Origin of the sequence: Stenotrophomonas maltophilia (assembly GCF_001676385.1) — a bacterium.
GTDB lineage: Bacteria > Pseudomonadota > Gammaproteobacteria > Xanthomonadales > Xanthomonadaceae > Stenotrophomonas > Stenotrophomonas maltophilia_J.
Genome location: NZ_LYVJ01000005.1, coordinates 114,090 through 131,103, shown reverse-complemented (window position 1 = coordinate 131,103; position 17,014 = coordinate 114,090). Strand labels below are relative to the sequence as shown.

Genomic DNA, 17,014 nt, shown 5'->3' with positions numbered 1-17,014 from the left:
TGTCTCCCTTCCGCCTTCTGCCAGTTGAATCGTCGCCGTGCCGCCCTACGCCGGTCCTCCCGTCGCCTCCCGATCCGGTGATGCCGTCAGCCCCCTGCGGTTGCTGGCCTACCTTGCACTGGCCATCACCCTGATCGTCCTTGACGACCAGGCCGGCTGGCTGGCGCGCCTGCGCGAGCAGGCCAACAACCTGGTGCAGCCTGTGTGGGCGCTGGCCGGGCTGCCCGGCAAGCTCGGCAACCAGGTCAAGGACTCCGCAGCGAGCCACAGCCAGCTGGTCACCGAGAACCGCGAACTGCGCAACCAGCTGCTGCTGGCCAACGCGCGCCTGACCCGCCTGCAGACCGCCGCGCTGGACAACGCCCAGCTGCGCGAACTGCTGAACGTGGCCGAGCGCAGCGGCCTGGACGTGCAGCTGGCGCCGATCCTGGACATCGACCTGGACCCGGTGAAGCAGCGCCTGGTGCTCGACGCCGGCAGCCGCGAAGGCGTGCACGTGGGCCAGGCGGTGATCGATGCCGGCGGACTGATGGGCCAGGTGATCAGCGTCACCAGTGGCACCTCCACCGTGCTGCTGCTGACCGATCCCGACCATGCGGTGCCGGTCACCGTGGCCCGCAACGGCGTGCGCCTGATCGTCTACGGCCGTGGCGATACGCTGGAACTGCGTGACATCCCGCTCAGCGCCGGCGTGGAAGTGGGCGATGAGATCGTCACTTCCGGCCTCGGCGGGCGCTTCCCGGCCGGCTTCCCGGTCGGGACGATCACCGCGCTGCGCCCGGACGACACCCATGCCTTCCTGGTTGGCGACCTCAAGCCGGCGGCGCAGCTCGACCGCGGCCGCGACGTGCTGCTGCTGCGCCCCGGCGCGGCGATCCGGATTCCGCCGGAACTGCGCCTGCAGCTGGACGAGGCCGCCCCGGGTGGCCCCGCCGCCGGCGCCACTGTGCCTGCACAATCGCCGACGGCTCCGGCCAGCTCCACGGTAGTGCCGGCCGCTGCCCCCGCATCGTCCCCTGACCCTGTTGCTCCGGTAGTGCCGGCCGTTGACCGGCAACCGACCACGCCGGAGGCCCAGCGATGAGCCGCCTGCGCGACAATCCGTGGGTGCTGCCGGCCAGCGTGGTGGTGGCGCTGCTGCTGGGCCTGCTGCCACTGCCGGCGTTGCTGCAGCCGCTGCGCCCGTACTGGCTGGCGCTGGTGCTGGCGTACTGGGTGATCGAAACGCCCGAGCGCGTGGGCTTGGGCATCGCCTTCGCCAGCGGCGTGGTCGCTGACCTGCTGTACGGTGGTGTGCTCGGCGAACAGGCACTGCGGCTGGTGATGCTGGCCTTCATCCTGCAGCGCTTCCGCGCCCGCATCCGGTTCTTCCCCATGTCGCAGCAGATGCTGGCCATCGGCGGCCTGCTGTTCAACGACCGCATTGTCAGTGCGCTGGTCCACATCGTGGTGGATGAGCCGACCCTGCCGTGGTCGTACTGGTGGGCGCCGCTGCTGGGCATGGGCCTGTGGCCGCTGGTGTTCGTGCTGCTGGACGCGGTGCGCTTCGGCAAGCGCGGGCGCTGAATCATGATCCCGCGCCGCCAGGTCAAGAACCCGCACGCCGAAGCCGAACAGTTCCGCCGTCGCGCGGCGCTGGGCTTTCTCGGCGTGCTGGTCTGCCTGCTGGGACTGGGGGGCTGGTACTTCAAGCTGCAGGTGCTGGATCACGACGTCTACGCCACGCGCTCGGAGGCCAACCGCATCAAGCCGCGGCCGGTGGTGCCCGGGCGCGGCATGATCTACGACCGCAACGGCCGCCTGCTGGCGGAGAACGTGCCGGCCTTCCGCCTCGATGTGACCCCGGACAAGGTCAAGGACATGGATGCCACCCTCGAAGGGCTGGCAAAGATCATCAGCATCAGCCCGGAAGAGCTGGAAGCATTCAACAGGTCGCGCAAGGCGCGCCGCAAGTTCCTGCCGGTCACGCTGAAGCTGCGCATGAGCGACGAGGAGATGGCGCGCTTCGCCGTCGACCGCTGGCGCTTCCCCGGCGTCGAGCTGGAGCCCTACCTGACCCGGCGTTACCCGTATGGCGACCTGTTCGCGCACATCATCGGCTATGTCGGCCGCGTCGATGACAAGGACCTGGAGATCCTCGGCGAAGGCAACGCCGCGCTGACCCACATCGGCAAGTCCGGCCTGGAGCGCTATTACGAGCAGCAGCTGCGCGGCAGGGTCGGCTACGAGCAGGTCGAGACCAACGTGCAGGGCCGTGCGATCCGTACCATCGGCCGTGTCGCCGCGCAGTCCGGCGCCGACCTGCGGCTGTCGATCGATGCCGACCTGCAGCGCGCCATGGTGGCCGCCTTCGGCGACCAGGAAGGCTCGGCGGTGGCGATGGACCCGCGCACCGGCGAAGTGCTGGCGATGGTCAGCCTGCCGTCCTACGACCCGAACCTGTTCGTCAACGGCATTTCCCATGCCGACTTCAAGGCACTGAACGAGAATCCGTCGCGGCCGCAGTTCAACCGCCTGGTGCTGGGCGGCGTCGCCCCCGGTTCGACGCTGAAGCCGTTGATCGGCCTGGCCGGCCTGGACTCGGGCGTGCGCCGGCCCGAAGACAAGGTGCTGTCCACCGGCATGTTCTACCTGCCGGGCACCTCGCGCGGCTGGGGTGATGCGCACCGCGGCGGCCACGGCTGGACCGACCTGCGCAAGTCCATCGCCGAGTCGGTCAACACCTATTACTACAAGCTGGCCCTGGACCTGGGCATCGAGCGCTTCGACCATTACATGGAGTACTACGGCTTCGGCCAGCCGACGGGTATCGACCTGACCGGCGAGATCGGCGGCATCCTGCCGTCGCCGGCGTACAAGCGGAAGACCCGCAAGGAAGCCTGGTTCCCTGGCGATACGGTCAACATCAGCATTGGCCAGGGCGACTGGAAAGTCACACCGCTGCAACTGGCACGTGGCGTCAGCGGCCTGGCCGACGGCCAGCTGCGCACCCCGCACCTGGTGATCCAGCAGCGCGCCGGCTTCGACAGTGCCTGGACACCGATGCCGGCCGGTGAAAGCCGGCCGATCAGCCCCAACCCCGGCAACGTGCAGGCCGTGCGCGAAGGCATGATGGCGACCATGCGGCCCGGCGGCAGCGGTTGGCGCGTGGCCGTTGGGGCGCCCTACGTCATGGCCGGCAAGACCGGTACCGCACAGGTGATCAGCCGCAAGGGCACGGCTGCCGTGAACCCGAAGAGCCTGCCGATGCATCTGCGCCACCGTGCGTTGTTCGTCGGCTTCGCGCCGGCCGAGAACCCGGTGATCGCGATCGCCGTGGCCGTGGAGGGCGGCGGCTACGGCGGTTCGGCCGCCGCGCCGATCGCGCGCAAGGTGTTCGATGCCTACCTGCTGGGCAGGATGCCCGAAGGCATGCAACCGCTGGACAGCGAGCGGGGCACCACCGCCATCGGCGCCACCGCGTTCGACAATGAAGATGCCGGCGCGCGCCAGGCCGGTGATCTTGCCGCCGGGCAGGTTGGCGAACACCCGGTCCTGATCGGTGTGCCGGCCCCGGCCCCGGCGCCGCCGCCGGGAGCGCCCACTGCCACCGCGCTGCCGGCCGCGCCACGCCCCATCCCTGCGGAGCCTGCCCGATGAAAGTGTTCCTGCGCTGGGCCGGCGACATGCTGCGGCGCTTCTTCAGCACGCTGGACTGGGTGTTGTGCCTGGCCCTGGGCGCGCTGATGGTGATCGGCCTCGCCACTCTGAAGAGTGCCGGTGGCGACAGCCTGGTGATGGCCCAGGGCGTGCGTTTCGCGGTGGGCCTGGCCGCGCTGTGGGGCATCTCCCGCGTGCCGATCCTGCGCATCCGCTCGGCCACGCCGATGATCTACGCGATCTCGATGATCCCGCTGCTGGCGGTGTTCGTGCTGGGGACCGGCAAGTACGGGCGGCAGTGGCTGGACCTGAAGTTCTTCTACCTGCAGCCGGCCGAACTGCTGAAGGTCAGCCTGCCGATGATGGTGGCCTGGTACCTGCACAGGATGCCGCTGCCACCGCGCTTCAACACCGTGCTCGTGGCCTTGGTCATCATCGGCGTGCCGACCGGCCTGGTGATGCTGCAGCCGGACTTCGGCACCGGCGTGCTGATCGCCGCCAGTGGCATGTTCGTGCTGTTGCTGGCAGGGCTGCCGTGGTGGTGGGTGGGGCTGGGCGTCGGCGGCGTGGCCGCGGTTGCGCCGGTGGCCTGGTTCTGGTTGCTGCGGCCCTATCAGAAGGACCGCATCATGATGTTCCTGGATCCGGAAATGGACGCGCTGGGAGCGGGCTGGAACATCATCCAGTCGAAGATCGCGATCGGTTCCGGCGGCTTCGATGGCAAGGGCTGGGGCGAGGGTTCGCAGTCGCACCTGAACTTCATTCCCGAGCAGACCACCGACTTCGCGTTCTCGGTGTTGAGCGAGGAATTCGGCTGGATCGGCGTGGCAATGGTGCTGACCCTGTACCTGGTGGTGATCGGGCGTTGCCTGTGGATCGCCAGCCAGTCGCGCGATTGCTACTCGCGCCTGTTGGCGGGTGCCACCGGCCTGGCGTTCTTCGTCTACGTGCTGGTCAATGGCGGAATGATTTCCGGCCTGCTGCCGGTGGTGGGCGTGCCGATGCCGCTCATCAGCTATGGCGGTACCTCGGCGGTTTCCCTGTTGGCCGGCTTCGGGCTGGTGATGGCGGTCCGCAGCCACAACCCGGTGCATGGGGGCTATGGGTAGTGTCCCCGCCGGGCCTGGGCGCAGCGCTACGCCGGCATGTGCAGCGTTACCCGCAGGCAACCCGGCTTCCTGAATCTGCGCAGCGTGCGTGATGGCGGCGCGTTCCATCCGGTGCAGAGCAACACGGTCTCCGACCAATGTCCGCAAAAAATGTTATGAAGTTCACATTTTGACGCCGCGTTGATCCTGATCAATGGACTTGTCGCAATCGGCCTGCACAATGGCGGCCCGTTCGGCACGGCGCGCCGCCATTCGATGCAGCGCGAGGGGGCGCCGGACGGGAAGCAGTACTGATCCAACGGGTACAGGGAGCGCGGGGTACTGCCACTGGGGAGCGGCAGCCGCGCAGGTACCGACCGGATCTGGTCGCCGGTTGCGTCTGCGGGGATGGGGCGCAACCGGCCACCTCTATCTGAATGGGCGGTCTGATCACCAGGTCTTCACATTTCCCGCCAGACGTGGGCAAATCGTTGTGATTCATGGTGTTAGGGGTTTTAATTCATCCATGACCTGCTAACCTGCGACGATGATTCGACGCACTCTGGCCTGCATGCTCACCCTCGGCCTGGTCGCCTGCGCGACCCCGCCGAAGTCCCCGACGTCTTCTCCGCAGGCCAGCAGCACGCCGCGCCACCCCGCCACCAGGGTCCAGGGTCCGGCCGAGGCCGCGCCCGAAGCCACCGCTGCCACCGCGCCGCCGGTCGATCTGACCCCGGTGCCGTTCGAGACCGCGCGGGCCAGGTTCATTGCCGATACCGCCAAGCGCTATGGCCTGCAACCGGAACAGATCCGCAGCGTGCTCGACCAGGCGCAGGTGCGCCAGCCGATCATCGCCGCGATGTCGCGCCCGGCCGAGCGGGTCAAGCCGTGGAACGAGTACCGGCCGATGTTCATCAGCAAGGCGCGCATCGATGGCGGCCGCGCGTTCCTGGCCCAGCACCGCGCTGAACTGGATCGGGTGCAACAGCGCACCGGCGTGCCGGCCGAAGTGATCGTGGCGATCATCGGCGTGGAAACCAGTTACGGAAGGAATGCTGGCAACCATCGCGTGCTTGATGCGCTGTACACGCTGGCGTTCTATTACCCGCGCAGCGGCGACCCGGCCAGGCTGGAACGCGAAGTGCGCCGAGAGCTGTTCTTCCGCGATGAGCTGGCCAAGCTGTTCGAGCTGGGCCGCGAAGAGAAGCTGGACATCACCACGCTCAAGGGCAGCTATGCCGGGGCGATGGGCATGGGCCAGTTCATGCCGTCCAGCTACCTCGATTACGCCGTGGACGGCAACGGTGATGGCCGCCGTGACCTGTTCAACAGCTACGACGACGTGTTCTCGTCCATCGCCAACTACTTCGTGAAGAAGGGCGGCTGGGTCCGGGGTGGCCAGGTGGCCGTGCCGGCCACGCTGGCGCCGGGCCGCGAGGAGTTCAATCCGACCGAATGGATGCCGACCTGGTCGCTGGCCGAGCTGGCGCAACGCGGCTACCAGCCCAGCGTGCCGGTGCAGCCGGGCGCCACCGCCACCCCGATCACGCTTGAGGGCAGCACCGGCAAGCAGTACTGGCTGGGCTTCCAGAACTACTACGCGATCACCCGCTACAACCTCTCGAAGATGTATGCGATGGCCGTGTTCCAGTTGTCCCAGGCCATCGCCGGACAGGAGCTGCCCCCGGCATGAACATCAGATGGCTGGTCCCAGGCCTGATCGTCCTCGCGCTGGCGGCCTGCAGCAGCGCGCCGAAGAAGCCGGCGGCGGCCGGTCACGGTGGAAAGCCCGGCGGCACGCTGGTACAGGGCCGCAGCTCGCGCCCGGCGCACTGCCCGGAAGGCTCGCCATACGCGGCGGCCAAGGAAGATCCCCGTACGCGCGGCAACTACACCGCTGGCGGGCTGTACAAGCCCGGGGTGCGTGACAGCACGCCGGACTACATTCCCAACGTGGCCTGCATTCCGGAGCCGGAAGTCACTGCGGAACCCCGCTCGGCGGTCGGCAACAAATCACCCTACGTGGTGCTGGGCAAGTCGTACAAGGTGCTCGACGATACCCGCAACTATGTCGAGCGCGGCACGGCGTCCTACTACGGCGCCAAATTCCATGGCCGCCTGACCTCCAACCGCGAGGTCTACGACATGTACCAGTTCACCGCCGCACACAAGACGCTGCCGCTGCCCAGCTTCGCCCGCGTGACCAACCTGGACAACGGCGAATCCGTGATCGTGCGCGTCAATGACCGTGGCCCCTTCCACGATGGCCGCGTGGTCGACCTCAGCTATGCCGCTGCCGTGCGCCTGGGCATCACCCAGCGTGGCACCGGCAATGTGGAAGTGCGCGCGCTGCAGCCGGGCGAGGGCAACCTGCTGGCGCAGAAGCCGTCGCGCCGCGAACGTCGCGCCGCCGAAGCCGCCGAAGCCGCCGCGGCCACCGTGGCCAGTGCGCGCCCGACGCCCGCCACACGGGCCAGCGCCGACAGCGACATCGATCGCCTGGTCAAGCGCCTGCCGGCCGACAGCATGCCGGCCCGTGGCCAGCCGGCCACCACCCAGGGCGTGGCCAGCACCGTGCCGGAGGTGGCGGTCAGCAGCCTGCCGCCAGGTGCGCCGCCGGTGCGCGGCACGGCGCCCACGCCGGCCCCGGCGGTCGTTGCCGGCACCACGCGAGCCGTTGTGCCGGCCCCGGTCCGCGCCGCACCGGCAACCCCGAGCCTGTCACAGCAGGTGGTGGGCGCGGTGATGGTGCAGGTGGCCAGCTTCTCCAGCCGCGACAATGCCAATCGCGCGATGGGCCAGCTCAACGCCGCTGGCATCGTGGGTGCGACCATCAGTGACATCGCGGCCGGTGGCCGCACCCTGTTCCGCCTGCGCGTTCCCGCCAGCGACCATGCCAGTGCCGCGGAACTTGTCGGCCGTATCGCCGGTCTGGGCCTGGGGTCGCCGCAGATCGTCAAGGATTGATCCGCCCGGGCCGGTGCTGCCGGCCCATGCTCCCCCGGCCTACAATGGCCGTTACGTTCCACCCTCCATTCCCGGCCGTCCCCTGGAGCCTGCTGTCCAATGAATTTCCGTTCCGCCGCCACCGCCCTGGCCGCCACCCTGGTGGTGGGCCTGGCTTCCGCCCAGACCCCGCTGCCGACTCCGGCCACGCCGGCACCCGCCGCCGCTGCCGCTCCGGTCGTCGTTGCCACGCCGCCGGCCCCGGCACCGAGCGTGTCCAAGGCCTGGATCCTGATGGATTACGCCACCGGCCAGGTGCTGGCCGGCGAGAACATCCACGAGCAGCTGGCGCCGGCCAGCATCACCAAGGTGATGACGTCCTACGTGGTCGCCGCCGAGGTCAAGAACGGCAAGGTCCGTGCGGATGACCAGGTGATGATGAGCGAGCGCGCCTGGCGCGAAGGTGGCGCCGGTACCGATGGCAGCTACAGCGGCTTCCCGGTCAACCAGACCGCGCGCCTGGAAGACATGGAAAAGGGCATGGCGATCCAGTCCGGCAATGACGCCGCGATCGCGCTGGCCGAACATGTGGCCGGCAGCGAAGAAGCCTTCGCGTCGCTGATGAACAGCTACGCCGCCAGGATCGGCATGAAGAACTCGCACTTCGTCAACGCCCATGGCCTGACCGCCGAAGGCCACCACAGCACCGCCTACGACCTGGCACTGCTGGGCCGCGCGATGGTGCGTGATTACCCGGAAACCTACGCGTACAACAAGATCAAGGATTTCCAGGTCGGCAACATCAAGCAGCAGAACCGCAACCTGCTGCTGTGGCGCGATGGCAGCGTGGACGGCATCAAGACCGGCCACACCTCCGAAGCCGGTTACTGCCTGATGAGCTCGGCCCAGCGTGGCGACCAGCGCCTGATCGCGGTGGTGCTCGGCGGTGCATCGGAGAAGCAGCGCGCCGATGACAGCCTGGCACTGCTGAACTGGGGCTTCCGTTTCTTCGAGACCCACCGCCTGTACGAGCCGGGCAAGGCCGTGGCCGAGCACAAGGTCTGGAAGGGCACCGCCGACAAGGTGCAGCTGGGCGTGGCCCAGCCGATGCTGGTGAGCGTGCCGCGTGGCCGCTACAACGACCTGAAGCCGAGCATCGATGTGCCCAAGACCCTGGAAGCACCGTTCACCGCCGGCCAGCAGATCGGCACCGTGAAGGTCACCCTGGATGGCAAGGTGGTGGCCGAAGCGCCGCTGGTGGCCGTGGCAGCGGTCGAGCAGGCCGGCTTCTTCAAGCGCCTGTGGGACAGCTTCTGGATGTGGTGGGAATCGGAATGAGCCACGCCCTGGCGCGATGAACGGAAAAGGCCGGCGAACGCCGGCCTTTTCCATTCTGTAGAGTCGAGCCATGCTCGACGGATGGGAGATGCAGTCGAGCATGGCTCGACTCTACAAAGGCCCGCTTACAGCGAACGGCTGATGGTGAAGCTGCCAAACACCGGTGCTTCGCGTTGGCCGTCGAATTCGCGGGTGCTGTGGTAGCGCGCCATGGCGAACTTCCAGCGGCCATGCATCACCGCCACGCCGTAGCCGCCATAGGCCACCACATGGCGCTTGTCCACGCTGTGGCTGTTGCGGAAGGTGTTGCCGTCCAGGGTGATGTCGCGGATCACCCAGGCCGCGTCGGTGGTCGCGAACAGGTGCCACGACCAGCCGCTCGGACGGCCACCGCGCGTGGGCGCGGTATTCTCGCCCGCCGGGCGCAACGGCGTGCTGCCGAAGTCATCCGGCAGCTTCCAGCCGAAGCGCACTTCGCCGCCGACGTTGGCCTTGGTTTCCAGATTGCCGATCGAGCCGCCGTAGTGGCTGATCGCATCCCAGCCCCAGCCGCCGGCATTGATGCTGGCATCGCCCGGCCAGCGCCGCATGCGTTCGTGGGTCAGCATGAACACCGGTTCGTTATGCAGCTGGTTGTCCCAGCCCTGGAACTTCTCGTCGCCCAGTACGCTGTGCACCGCGTCCTGCACCTGCTTGCCCTGCGCCCACGGGCCAACCACGCCCAGCGCCAGCTGGGTGGTCTGCAGGCGATCGCCGCTGCGCGCATTGAATCCGAAGCTGGCCAGCAGCACGCCCGCGTACGGCCGATCATCCTCGATCAGGTCGCGGCGCGTCGGATCGGTCGGGGTGAAGATGCCCTGGCCGATGCTGAAGATCATGTTCTGCTGCTCGAAGCGGCCCGGGTGCAGGCCTTCCAGGTAGCGGTTCACCCAGCGCGCCATGCGGGGCAGGCAGGGGTCATCGGTGTAGTCCACCAGGTTCGGCGAAACCAGCGTCAGCTGCGCGCCGTTGGTGTAGCCCTGGTCCTGGTGGCGGCCGCCCAGCAGGTCGTTGTCGACGCGGAAATTGACCTGCGGTGGATGATCGCGCATCGCGTCGGGGCCACATTGCGTGGAGGCCTGGGCGGCAAGGGGGAGGGCGGCAGCCAGCAGGCCGGAGAGCCCGGCGGCGGCGATGCAACGCATGGATGGAATGGTCATGGGGAAGGGGGTGCGTGTTGGTCGATTTGTGCAACAACACGTTACCGCTGGATGTGTGAGGGAACGAGCGTGTTCCGCTCACTTGTCTGTTCCGAAAACGACAATGTCCGGCCTGTGCAAGCTGTCCTGACGCTCTGGATGGCTGGCACCCCGGGCGCCGGTCGGCCTCCGGCGCTGCCGTATCGCGCCTGAACGGGCGTCCCCTGCAACGCAACGGCCCGCCGATGCCGTGCTTGACGTTGATGAATACTCTTGGGTTTGTTGTCCCGCGGCCCGATAATGGGCCCATGGAAATCAAGTCCGACAACCCCGACCACGGCTTCCAGTTCCCCGGCCAGTTCGAGCTCAGCGCCATGGGCCCGGCCAACCGCGGCCTGGAACACGAGCTTCCGCGCCTGCTGCAGGCTGCGGGCATCGATGTAGTGAACGAGCGCATCAGCTGGAAGCATTCAAGCAACGGCAAGTACGTGTCCGTCCGCCTGGTGTTCAAGGCCGAGAATCGTGAGCAGTACGACCTGGCCCACCAGGCGCTGCGCGACCATCCGGAAGTGAAGTGGACGCTGTAGCCGGCAACTGCCCGGCCGAAGCCGCTCCGGAAGACCGCGCGCCGCGCCCTGCGGTGGTCCGTGACCTCGGCCGCCAGGCCTACGAGCCGGTGTGGCGTGCCATGCAGCGCTTCACCGACCAGCGCAGCGATGCCGACGCCGACGAGCTGTGGGTGGTCGAGCACGATCCCGTGTTCACCCTGGGCCAGGCCGGCAAGGACGAGCATGTGCTGGCGCCGGGCGATATCCCGGTGCTGCATGTGGACCGCGGTGGCCAGGTGACCTATCACGGTCCCGGCCAGATCGTGGTCTATCCGCTGCTGCGGCTGCCACGGCTGGGCATCGGTGTGCGCGACTACGTGTGCCGCATCGAGCAGGCCATCATCGACACCCTGGCCGAATGGAACATCGGTGCCGAACGCCGCGACGGCGCCCCGGGGGTCTACGTCGGCGGCGCCAAGATCGCCGCACTCGGCATCCGTGTGCGCCGCGGTTGTACCTTCCATGGCCTGGCCTTCAACGTGGCCATGGACCTGGAACCCTTCCACCGCATCAACCCGTGTGGCTACCAGGGGTTGCAGGTGACCTCGGTGGTAGACTTGGGCGGGCCCTCCGGGATGGAGGCCGTCAAGCCGGTGCTGCTGGACCACCTGGCCCGCCAGTTCGGCCTGCTGCTGCAACCCACGCCCGAACTGCCCGATCTTTCTGCGGCCAACTGACCGCTCCCGGAACCGCCATGACTGAAACCACCGCCCGTTCCATTCCCCTGCAGGTCGTGCAGGGCGACTCTCCGTCCGCCGCGCCGTTGCAGGCCGGGGTCAAGCAGCTGGGCGGTGACAAGATCAACCGTTCGCCGGTGCAGTTCGCCGATGCGCCGGTGCTGCGCAAGCCGTCCTGGATCCGCGTGCGCATTCCCTCGGGCAATGCCGTGCAGAACCTGAAGGCCAAGCTGCGCGAGAACCGCCTGGTGACCGTGTGCGAGGAGGCCAGCTGCCCGAACATCCACGAGTGTTTCGGACACGGTACCGCCACCTTCATGATCCTCGGCGAGGTCTGCACCCGCCGCTGCTCGTTCTGCGACGTGGCCCACGGCCGGCCGAAGCCGCCGGATGCCAACGAACCGGCCAGCCTCGGCCAGACCGTGGCCGACATGGGCCTGAAGTACGTGGTGGTGACCAGCGTCGACCGCGATGACCTGCGCGACGGCGGTGCCCAGCACTTCGTCGACTGCATCACCGCCATCCGCGAGAAGTCGCCGGGTACCCGCATCGAAGTGCTGACCCCGGACTTCCGCGGCAAGGGCCGCATGGAGCGCGCGCTGGAGATCCTGGCGCAGAATCCGCCGGATGTGTTCAACCACAACATCGAGACCGTACCGGACCTGTACCGCAACGTGCGCCCGGGTGCGGACTACCAGTGGTCGCTGACCCTGCTGAAGAACTTCAAGGCGCAGCACCCGGACGTCCCGACCAAGAGCGGCATCATGCTGGGACTGGGCGAAGACTTCGAACAGATCAAGGCCACGATGCGTGACCTGCGCGCGCATGATGTGGACATGATCACCATCGGCCAGTACCTGCAGCCGACCGCGCACCATCACCCGGTGCTGAAGTACTGGACCCCCGAGGACTACAAGGCGCTGGAAGATTACGGCTACGAACTGGGCTTCAGCCACGTGGCCTCCGGCCCCATGGTGCGCTCGTCGTACCATGCCGACGTGCAGGCCAAGGGCGCCGGCATTTCCTGAGGTGGGTGCGGACCGTTGGTCCGTACGCCTTCGCCAGCCATCGCCCGGCGCTGCCAATGGGATGCCACCACCACCATGGTGGGTGCGGACCGTTGGGGTGGGTGCGGACCGTTGGTCCGCACGCCTTCGCCTGCATTCACAATTTGCTACACCGGCCCGGCTAGGCTGGTTTTCCACCGAGCGCGGCCGGGTGACAAACCCGGCAACTTTCGGCACTGTCGTGGTGTCTGAACACCCCGCAGTCTCTCCCTTGGCAAGGCGCCTTCGAGCACGTCAATGAAATTCAAAGCCCCCGCATTCCTGATGGCCCTGGCGCTGGTGGCGCCGCTGGCGCTGGCGGCCAAGGCCGACTCGCCGGCACTGCCCGCCGCGACAACCGCCGACCAGGTGACCACCTCCAAGCTGGTGTACGGCCTGTTGTCCGACAGTCGCTACGCCTATCGTCCGCGCGCGCTGGACGAAGCCACCTCCAAGGACGTGTTCAAGCGCTACCTGGAAACGCTGGATGGCGGCAAGCAGTACTTCACCCAGGCCGACGTGGCGCGCTTCGCGCCGTTCGAGGCCAACATTTCCCCGGCCATCCGCGGCGGTGAGCTGGAGCCGGCATTCCAGGTGTTCGCGGTCTACAAGCAGCGCGTCGGCGAGCGCGTGGCCTATGCGCGCAAGCTGCTCAAGCAGGAGCCGGATTTCACCACCGATGAGCGCTTCGAGTACGACCGCAAGAAAGTGCCGTGGGCGGCAAGCAGCGCCGAGCTCGACGAGCTGTGGCGCAAGTCGGTCAAGAATGACTGGCTGCGCCTGAAGCTGGCCGGCAAGAAGCCGGACGATATCCGCAAGACGCTGGACAAGCGCTACGCGACGCTGGAGAAGTCGGTCAACGAGCTGAAGGGCGAAGACGTCTTCCAGTTCTTCATGAACGCCTACACCAGCGCCGTGGATCCGCACACCGACTACTTCACCCCGCGCACGGCCGAGAACTTCAACCAGGCCATGTCGCTGTCGCTGGAAGGCATCGGTGCGCAGCTGCAGCGGCAGGACGACATGGTGGTGATCCGCGAGATCATCGCCGGTGGCCCGGCTGCGGTGGACGGGACACTGAAGCCGGGTGACCGCATCGTCGGCGTCGGGCAGGGCCGGTCCGGCCAGGTCGAAGATGTGATCGGCTGGCGTATCGATGATGTCGTGGCCAAGATCCGTGGCGCCAAGGACACCCAGGTCAAGCTGGAGTTCATTCCGGCCGCCGAAGGTGTCGACGGCAAGCACCACACGCTGGTGCTGACCCGCCAGAAGGTGCGCCTGGCCGAGCAGGCCGCCAAGGGCGAGACCATGGATATTCCGGCCGCCAATGGTGAACCGGCACGCAGGATCGGTGTGATCAAGCTGCCGACCTTCTACCAGGATTTCGAGGGCCGCCGCCGCAACGCTGCCGACTATGCCTCGGCGACCCGCGACGTAGCCAAGCTGCTGTCCGGCTTCAAGGCCGACAAGCTGGATGGCGTGGTGCTGGACCTGCGCAACAATGGCGGCGGTTCGCTGGATGAGGCGATCGAACTGACCGGCCTGTTCATCGAGCAGGGGCCGGTGGTGCAGGTGCGCGAATCCGGTGGCCGCGTCACCGTCAACAGCGACCGCAACCAGGGCGTTGCGTGGGACGGCCCGCTGGCGGTGCTGATCAACCGCGGTTCGGCATCGGCGTCGGAGATCTTCGCCGGTGCGATCCAGGATTACGGCCGCGGCCTGGTGATCGGCGAGACCAGCTTCGGCAAGGGGACCGTGCAGAACATCGTCGACCTGGACCGCTGGCCGAGCGGCGAGACCCAGCGCTTCGGCCAGGTCAAGCTGACCATCGCCCAGTTCTTCCGCGTCAGCGGCAGCAGCACCCAGCACAAGGGGGTGGTGCCGGACCTGGCATTCCCGGCCAGTGTCGATGCCACCGAGTTCGGCGAGAGCACCTACGACAACGCGCTGCCGTGGACCCGCATCGCCGCCGTGCCGCATACCCAGTACGGCAACTTCGCACCGCTGCTGCCGAAGCTGGAAAGCCGCCACGACGCACGCATTGCCACGGACAGGGAATTCCAGTGGTGGAACGAGGATGTGGAGCAGTTCCGCACCGAGGCGGCGAAGAAGTACATCTCGCTCAACGAAGCCACCCGCCGCGCCGAGCGCGAGCGCCAGGACGCCCAGCGCAAGGAGCGCCAGATGCAGCGCAAGGAACTGGGCCTGGCCCTGGACCCGCTGGCTGACGACAGCAGTGACGACGGCCTGACCGGCAACGAGCGCGACATCGTCAAGGATGCCGCACGCGAAAAGGCCGCGGAGAAGCGCCCGGATCCGCTGCTGCGCGAGTCGGCAGCGATCCTGGCCGACGCGGTGAACCTGCTGGCCAACGACCGCCCGCTGTCGGCACAGGTCCTGCCGCAGTCCACCGGCGTTGGCCGCTGGGCGGACTGAACCGGCGACGCCATGTGATCTCCGACGGGCCGGCATTGCCGGCCCTTCTAGCCTAAAAGGGGACGGAGGGGATTAAGTCGTTTGTGGCACAAACGACTGCCTCCGTCCCTTTTTTTATGCATGAACGGGGAGCAACGCGGGAGACGCTGTCAACCTGGCGCACACGGTCGCGGGACTACCCTTGGTGATCTCGTCCTCGCAGGAGTACCCATGCGGGCCTCCCGTCTTTCCAGCATTGCCTTGGGGTGCGCCAGCGCCCTGATCCTGTCGGCCTGTGGTGGCCGCGCCGCCGACAGCACCGTGCTGCGCGAATCGTTCGATTCCGGCGATACCTTCTCGCGTACCGTCGAAGGACGCCCCGCTGAGGCCTGCGAGGCGGCACGCCGCAGGCTGCTCAGCCAGGGCTATGCCATCGCCCGTGCCGACGATGCGCAGGTCGAGGGCAGCAAGAATTTCCAGCCGCGCGAGGACGACCATGAGCAGCTGGTGCTGCGCATCTCCTGTGCGCCCCGGGGCGATCAGGCGCTGGTGTTCGTCAGCGCGGTGCAGGACCGCTACGCCCTGAAGAAGAGCCCGACCTCGGCCAGTGTCGGCGTGGGCGCACTGGGATCTGTGTCGCTGCCGTTCGGCAGCAATGACGATTCACTGGTGAAGGTGGCCAGCAGCACGGTGACGGATGCCGATTTCTACCGTCGCTTCTTCCAGCGCCTGCAGCAGTACCTGCCGGCAGAGGCTGCCAAGCCAGTGCCGCCTGCAGCGGCCACTCCGGAACCGGCACCGGCCACTACGGATCAACGGTGAGCGTGCGCGGGACCGTGCTCGGCACGGCACTGCTGCTGGTGCCCGCGCTGGGCGCTGTGGCGGCGCCGCTGGACTGTGCGCAGGGCCTGCTGCAGCGGCTTGGCTGGCGGTTCGAGGAAGCGGCGCGCGCTGCGCCGCAGGTGCTCGGTGGCCCGGTCTGCACGCGCGCTTCGCTGGCTGAAGCACAGGCCGCCGGTGACCTGCGCGTGCGCTGGCCTGCAGACTGGCCGGCGGCTTCCCGCCAGGCCCTGCTGCAACAGCTGCTGGACGACCCGGCCACGGTCTGCGCCTATGCCTTCGAGCTGGGCAGGGCCACCGAGCGTGCAACGCGCGCATTGCAGGACAATCCAGAGTTCCGGTTTTCCGGCCTGCAGCTCGGGTGGATCGGCTTCGGCCCGCGCGGGGCGCACGCGCAAGGCTGGCAGCGCACGCGCAGTTTCGGCCGTGGCTTCGTGCCCAGCGCGGGCAACAGCCACGCACTGCAGGCGTTCTACAGCGGTGCCGTGCGCGCCGAATGCGGTGTCGGCCGGCAGGTGGCGCAGCTGGCGACCCAGCGCGAACTGTATGGCGACGCCGCGTTCGATGCCGAATTCGCTGCGGAGGAACTGTCGATCGGCACCTTCCTCGCGCTGCACGGGACCGACAGCATCCTGCTCGGCGCCCACGCTGGCGACTACTTCGCCGATGGCAAGGCGGCGCGTGCTTCGTCGATGGGGCGCCAAGCCTTCGTCGGCGTGCCCGGCTTCATCGAACACGTGTACGGCAAAAGCACGCTGGACGACCTGGCCAACCAGGCGGAGAACTTCGTGGTGGTCGAGGTGGGCAAGGGTGCTGCGCAGGCGCTGGCGCTGCACGGCGGACTGGCCTGGTATGACCAGCGCAATGCCGAGCTGTGGGAACTGGCGCAGGGTATCCCGCGCGTCGGCCGGCGCTATTTCGAACGCCTGCTGTTCGAGCGGGATACTGCGCTGCGCGCACGGCTGGCGCCGCGTTACCACGCTGCGCTGGCGCGCATGGACCAACTGCTGGACGATCCGTTCTACCAGCAGTTCGTGATCTATGTGCACCCGCGCGGTATACATCCGATTGGCTACCACATCGTCCGCCTGCTCGACCGCAATCCGCGAACGCCGTATTCGGTTGACCTTGCGGTGCACAATCTGCACACCACGCTCTACCGGCGCTGGCGCGAGGCGCAGCAGCGCCACTGCGCGATGACCGGCAGGCCAGGCAGCCTGACCCTAGACCCCAACTGAA

14 protein-coding genes and 1 pseudogene are annotated in these 17,014 nt (G+C 67.8%); 13 read left to right on the top strand and 2 right to left on the bottom strand.

Going from position 1 to position 17,014, the window contains the following annotated elements:
• Positions 1 to 37: 37 nt before the first annotated feature.
• From mreC to rodA, 4 genes are read left to right on the top strand one after another with little or no spacing between them, the layout of a single operon-like run.
• Positions 38 to 1,084: a rod shape-determining protein MreC gene (gene mreC, locus A9K58_RS07905; protein WP_065198850.1), complete on the top strand. Its 1,047-nt coding sequence runs from the start codon at positions 38 to 40 to the stop codon at positions 1,082 to 1,084.
• The gene (mreD, locus tag A9K58_RS07900) at positions 1,081 to 1,566 is read left to right on the top strand and encodes a rod shape-determining protein MreD (RefSeq protein WP_065198849.1); all 486 of its coding nucleotides are present in this window, start codon (positions 1,081 to 1,083) and stop codon (positions 1,564 to 1,566) included. Before mreC ends, mreD begins: the two co-directional genes overlap by 4 nt.
• Positions 1,567 to 1,569: 3 nt before the next feature.
• Positions 1,570 to 3,639: a penicillin-binding protein 2 gene (gene mrdA, locus A9K58_RS07895; protein ID WP_065198848.1), complete on the top strand. Its 2,070-nt coding sequence runs from the start codon at positions 1,570 to 1,572 to the stop codon at positions 3,637 to 3,639.
• Complete coding sequence (gene rodA / locus A9K58_RS07890) at positions 3,636 to 4,748, top strand: rod shape-determining protein RodA (protein WP_065198847.1); 1,113 nt, start codon at positions 3,636 to 3,638, stop codon at positions 4,746 to 4,748. Before mrdA ends, rodA begins: the two co-directional genes overlap by 4 nt.
• A gap of 162 nt (positions 4,749 to 4,910) precedes the next feature.
• Here the strand turns inward: rodA and A9K58_RS20180 are convergent.
• Positions 4,911 to 5,117 (bottom strand): annotated as a pseudogene (locus A9K58_RS20180) (hypothetical protein); the annotation flags it as partial.
• Between the two features lie 157 nt (positions 5,118 to 5,274).
• Here A9K58_RS20180 and mltB point away from each other — a divergent pair.
• From mltB to A9K58_RS07875, 3 genes are all read left to right on the top strand, one after another.
• Entirely contained in the window at positions 5,275 to 6,420 is a 1,146-nt protein-coding gene (gene mltB / locus A9K58_RS07885) for a lytic murein transglycosylase B (protein WP_065198846.1), read from the top strand.
• Positions 6,417 to 7,694 carry a septal ring lytic transglycosylase RlpA family protein gene (locus tag A9K58_RS07880; protein ID WP_065198845.1) on the top strand — a complete coding sequence of 426 codons (1,278 nt, stop codon included), beginning with the start codon at positions 6,417 to 6,419 and terminating at the stop codon, positions 7,692 to 7,694. The genes mltB and A9K58_RS07880 overlap by 4 nt, the downstream gene beginning before the upstream one ends.
• A 99-nt stretch (positions 7,695 to 7,793) precedes the next feature.
• Positions 7,794 to 9,011 carry a D-alanyl-D-alanine carboxypeptidase family protein gene (locus A9K58_RS07875; protein WP_065198844.1) on the top strand — a complete coding sequence of 406 codons (1,218 nt, stop codon included), beginning with the start codon at positions 7,794 to 7,796 and terminating at the stop codon, positions 9,009 to 9,011.
• Between the two features lie 125 nt (positions 9,012 to 9,136).
• Here the strand turns inward: A9K58_RS07875 and A9K58_RS07870 are convergent, their stop codons facing one another.
• Positions 9,137 to 10,210 carry a lipid A deacylase LpxR family protein gene (locus A9K58_RS07870; RefSeq protein ID WP_065198843.1) on the bottom strand — a complete coding sequence of 358 codons (1,074 nt, stop codon included), beginning with the start codon at positions 10,208 to 10,210 and terminating at the stop codon, positions 9,137 to 9,139.
• Between the two features lie 287 nt (positions 10,211 to 10,497).
• On the opposite strand from A9K58_RS07870, the gene A9K58_RS07865 reads away from it, so the two are divergent.
• The 6 genes from A9K58_RS07865 (at position 10,498) to A9K58_RS07840 (ending at position 17,013) form a co-directional block, all read left to right on the top strand.
• Entirely contained in the window at positions 10,498 to 10,776 is a 279-nt protein-coding gene (locus A9K58_RS07865) for a YbeD family protein (RefSeq protein WP_065198842.1), read from the top strand.
• The gene (gene lipB, locus A9K58_RS07860; protein ID WP_065198841.1) at positions 10,764 to 11,474 is read left to right on the top strand and encodes a lipoyl(octanoyl) transferase LipB; all 711 of its coding nucleotides are present in this window, start codon (positions 10,764 to 10,766) and stop codon (positions 11,472 to 11,474) included. Before A9K58_RS07865 ends, lipB begins: the two co-directional genes overlap by 13 nt.
• 17 nt (positions 11,475 to 11,491) lie before the next feature.
• Positions 11,492 to 12,502, top strand: coding sequence for a lipoyl synthase (gene lipA, locus A9K58_RS07855; RefSeq protein ID WP_065198840.1), 1,011 nt, complete (start codon positions 11,492 to 11,494; stop codon positions 12,500 to 12,502).
• A gap of 276 nt (positions 12,503 to 12,778) precedes the next feature.
• Positions 12,779 to 14,956, top strand: coding sequence for a carboxy terminal-processing peptidase (locus A9K58_RS07850; RefSeq protein ID WP_065198839.1), 2,178 nt, complete (start codon positions 12,779 to 12,781; stop codon positions 14,954 to 14,956).
• A gap of 210 nt (positions 14,957 to 15,166) precedes the next feature.
• A complete protein-coding gene (locus tag A9K58_RS07845) occupies positions 15,167 to 15,757 on the top strand; it encodes a DUF2242 domain-containing protein (RefSeq protein ID WP_065198838.1) in 591 nt (196 codons plus the stop codon).
• Positions 15,758 to 15,759: 2 nt separating this feature from the next.
• The gene (locus tag A9K58_RS07840; protein WP_065199017.1) at positions 15,760 to 17,013 is read left to right on the top strand and encodes a hypothetical protein; all 1,254 of its coding nucleotides are present in this window, start codon (positions 15,760 to 15,762) and stop codon (positions 17,011 to 17,013) included.
• Position 17,014 lies beyond the last annotated feature (1 nt).

Bases quoted from the DNA above. Each gene is read 5' to 3' on its own strand.
- mreD (WP_065198849.1), top strand. From the start codon at position 1,081: ATGAGCCGCCTGCGCGACAATCCGTGGGTGCTGCCGGCCAGCGTGGTG.
- mrdA (WP_065198848.1), top strand. From the start codon at position 1,570: ATGATCCCGCGCCGCCAGGTCAAGAACCCGCACGCCGAAGCCGAACAG.
- rodA (WP_065198847.1), top strand. From the start codon at position 3,636: ATGAAAGTGTTCCTGCGCTGGGCCGGCGACATGCTGCGGCGCTTCTTC.
- mltB (WP_065198846.1), top strand. From the start codon at position 5,275: ATGATTCGACGCACTCTGGCCTGCATGCTCACCCTCGGCCTGGTCGCC.
- A9K58_RS07880 (WP_065198845.1), top strand. From the start codon at position 6,417: ATGAACATCAGATGGCTGGTCCCAGGCCTGATCGTCCTCGCGCTGGCG.
- A9K58_RS07875 (WP_065198844.1), top strand. From the start codon at position 7,794: ATGAATTTCCGTTCCGCCGCCACCGCCCTGGCCGCCACCCTGGTGGTG.
- A9K58_RS07870 (WP_065198843.1), bottom strand. From the start codon at position 10,210: ATGACCATTCCATCCATGCGTTGCATCGCCGCCGCCGGGCTCTCCGGC.
- A9K58_RS07865 (WP_065198842.1), top strand. From the start codon at position 10,498: ATGGAAATCAAGTCCGACAACCCCGACCACGGCTTCCAGTTCCCCGGC.
- lipA (WP_065198840.1), top strand. From the start codon at position 11,492: ATGACTGAAACCACCGCCCGTTCCATTCCCCTGCAGGTCGTGCAGGGC.
- A9K58_RS07850 (WP_065198839.1), top strand. From the start codon at position 12,779: ATGAAATTCAAAGCCCCCGCATTCCTGATGGCCCTGGCGCTGGTGGCG.
- A9K58_RS07845 (WP_065198838.1), top strand. From the start codon at position 15,167: ATGCGGGCCTCCCGTCTTTCCAGCATTGCCTTGGGGTGCGCCAGCGCC.